Genomic DNA, 3519 nt, shown 5'->3' on the forward strand with positions numbered 1-3519 from the left:
CGATCAGGAAACATTAACAATTGTTGCAGCTGAAGAAGGTTGGGTAACGGAGGTTTTATTTGACGATGGGTTTGATCAGTATTTAGCCAGGCTTACCCCAGTGAAGTAGGGGCGGGCTAACATAGTTTACACAAGAAAAACCTGTTCCAAAACTGCAAAAAATGGAACAAGCATAAAATGTATAAGTATTTATAAATCAATGTCTTATATTATTACATTTATAAATTTCCCTGCCTTTAAAAAAGATAAAAAGGCCGGATTGAGGCCGAAATGAGGCGAAAAAAGTTGCCAATTATCGTGTTTAATCTTACTTCAATCTGTTACGTTTTTTGTTCCATTGTTAAAAAAATGGAACAAAATTTAATATTTATAAATAGCTGAATTATATAGTATTACATAATATCCGTGAAGTTTTTGTTGATATATTAACAAAATTTCGTTAGTGTATATTGCTCATTATCAAATTGTTGCGATTGTTCGGTTTGTTCCGATAAAAATGGAACAGCCTGTGATTTAAACCATCCAAAGACCTATAAAAAATAGCTAAAACGAATTTGTTTTGGTTTTTGTGTAATTTTTTTGTGATAATTAATTTATTATATATATTTACAAGCGTATAGTACCTAATACTAACCATTGGTGAGAAGATTTCTGGCGATATTGCTTTTAAGTGTACACCTGTTTAATACGGGTGGCTATAGCCTCGTCTTCCAATATTTCATTCATCGTTCCGAATTACAGATCACAAAAGAAATTTACGAAAATAAAGTAGATGCCACACAGCTTGTACAGGTAAAAATACCGGTTAATAACAGCGGAATGACCGATTGGCCCGATTATGAACGTGTGCAGGGGCAAGTACAGTTAAAAGACGGTTTTTACAATTATGTTGGTGTTAAAATGACCCGCGATACCATGTTTTTGGTTTGTGTGGCCAATAGCGTTAAAACAAAACTTTTTAACGCGAATATAATTCTCGCTAAAAATGTGAGCGATGCCCCCTTAACCAAAAAAGGGCAGGAGGCTCCTGCAAAAAAAACATCCTCATCTCCAATATCAGAGTATAATAACCCCCAGGTTAATTATGCTTTTTTAAGCTTTGAAAATTCTATTGACAGGAGAGAGAACCCTGCATCTTCCAAATTATCCCATCCTTATATTGAATCACCGGGCAAACCGCCAAACCACATCGGCTGATTAATATATTTCAATAAACTTATTGTTTCTTAATCCCGGTAACCCAGCCAGGTGCGTTTTGTCGTAACCAGCCAGGCTGGTTACAATGGCTTTAAGATCAAAAAATTAAGCACCGGCTACTAATTTGTGAGATTTTTAGCAGCTGGTGCTTATGCTAATATTCCTTTTTCTAATTATTAACCATTATATGAAAAGATATTTACAATATATAACCAGGTATTGTATGGCATTTTTAGTTTGTGTTGTTTTCTCCCAAACAGTAAACGCGCAAACCGAAACAGATGCCTTAATGATACCTAAAAACTATTTCTGCGCCGCCGGTATATATACCCACAACAGTTGGGATCATTACTGGGAAGGCACCTTTAAACGCGAAAACCTGAATTTAGGGACCATAAGCAGCAATGTTTACGCTGTAGGTGGTAACTATGGTTTAAGTAACCGTGTAAACGTGTTGTTTATGATACCTTACATCAAAACAAACGCATCTGCCGGTACACTCAGGGGCCAAAGCGGTGTGCAGGATATTAGCCTTGCCGTTAAATGGTTAGCTGTTAAACAGGAAGTAGGCCGTGGCTTATTAAGTTTACATGCCATTGTATCGGGTGTTATTCCGGTTGGCAACTACCAGGCCGATTTCCTTCCACTATCATTAGGGATGCAGACCAAAAGTATTGCGTTGCGCGGATTGGTAAACTACCAGGTAGGCAGGTTTTTTGTTGCCGGTGCAGGCCAGTATGTACGTAAGGATAATATTACTATTGACCGCGACTCGTATTATACTACCGAAATGCATTACACCAACCAGGTGGCGATGCCAAACGCTACAAACTTTTTGTTTAGCACGGGTTACCGTAGCTTAAAGTTTAATGCCGAGGCCACATTAACCAAAGTAAATACTATTGGTGGCTTTGATATCACCAAAAACAATATGCCATTCCCAAGCAACAACATGGATGCTACATTGGCCGGTGGTGTATTTAAGTATATGTTTCAGTCTATCGCCGGCCTTGAGCTTACTGCCGGTGGTAACTATGTATTAAAAGGCCGTAACGTTGGCCAAAACCTATCGGTTTTTGGCGGCGTGTATTATGTATTTTCTGTTAAAAAGGATAAATCTGATAAATAAGAAAGTGATGAAAAAAAGTATATCCTATATATTACCTGCCATGATGATCGCCGTATCGGTTTTCAATTCATCATGTAAAAAAGACATCCAGGAGCGCAACCAGAATTACCCAGCGCTGGCGCCAACCAATATTGATTTGAACGCTGATACCTGGACTCCTGTATTAACAGGCTCGAGCACATTTACTGTTGCTACACCAGATGCTGTTACAACACCGAATTACCTGGCCGACCTGAACGAGATAAAAAGCTATCAGCGTAACCTTACCGGCGAGCAGAAAAATATTATTAAATATTGGAGCGCCGGTTCGGTATTACGTTGGAACGAGATATTACGCGAGCTTGTTGCCAAACATAACCTGCCGCCATATCAAAATGATGACGGAACTTACCCCGCACCAAGTGCGGCTAACCCGCTTGCTTACCCGTTATTTCCATTTTCAAACCCACCTTATGCTGCGCGTGCTTATGCTTATGTGAGTGCGGCGCAGTACGATGCATTGGTACAGGCCTGGAAGTTCAAAAAACAGTTTAACCGCCCGGCACCATACAAAACAGATGCGGCAATACAGGCGCTTGTACCTAAATCAGAGTTGCCCTCATATCCGAGTGAAGATGCTGTTGTAGCCGGCGTTACCGCTAAAATGATGGAACTACTATTCCCCGGCGACCTGGATTACATCCGTCAAAAAGCTGCTGAAGAAAAACTGTACCGTATAATGGCAGGTGCCAATACCCGCTCGGATATGGATGCGGGCGAATCATTAGGCAGACAGGTAGCTGACGTGTTTTTAGCACGCGCCCGTGCCGATAAGGCAGGCGCAGCTATTGGCAAACCAGAGGACTGGAAAGCTTTAGAGGATAACACCGCAGCAGCTGGCAACACACCATGGATAAGCCTTGAATTACCAAAACGCCCGCCAATGTTGCCATTGTTTACAAAGGTTAACCCATTTCTGTTCCCAACGGCAACCGTAGTGGCTTTACGCCCGGCACCGCCATACGGAACTAACACCCCTGAATTTAAAAAAGAATCTGACGAGGTATTGGCAATGAGCAATGATCATAGCCGTGAGCATGAGCGTATCGTTGCGTTTTGGGCTGATGGCGTAGGTACAGTAACCCCTCCGGGACACTGGAATAACATTGCCGCCGATGAGTTTGTTAAACACAACTACAGCGAAGTACGCTGGG

3 protein-coding genes are annotated in these 3519 nt (G+C 41.1%); all 3 read left to right on the forward strand.

All coding sequences use genetic code 11. The features are described from left to right. Positions 1 to 639 precede the first annotated feature (639 nt). Entirely contained in the window at positions 640 to 1197 is a 558-nt protein-coding gene (locus tag WC615_RS22945; RefSeq protein ID WP_372980353.1) for a hypothetical protein, read from the forward strand. Positions 1198 to 1384: 187 nt separating this feature from the next. After that, complete coding sequence (locus tag WC615_RS22950; protein ID WP_372980354.1) at positions 1385 to 2326, forward strand: hypothetical protein; 942 nt, start codon at positions 1385 to 1387, stop codon at positions 2324 to 2326. 7 nt (positions 2327 to 2333) lie between these two features. Beyond that, positions 2334 to 3519, forward strand: a 1186-nt coding sequence (locus WC615_RS22955) for a hypothetical protein (RefSeq protein WP_372980355.1), incomplete at its 3' end; no start/stop codon positions are given.

The organism is Mucilaginibacter sp. (assembly GCF_041663085.1).
In the GTDB taxonomy this organism is placed as follows: Bacteria; Bacteroidota; Bacteroidia; order Sphingobacteriales; family Sphingobacteriaceae; genus Mucilaginibacter.

Coding starts and splice junctions, on each gene's coding strand:
- WC615_RS22950 (WP_372980354.1), top strand. CDS start 1,385: ATGAAAAGATATTTACAATATATAACCAGGTATTGTATGGCATTTTTA.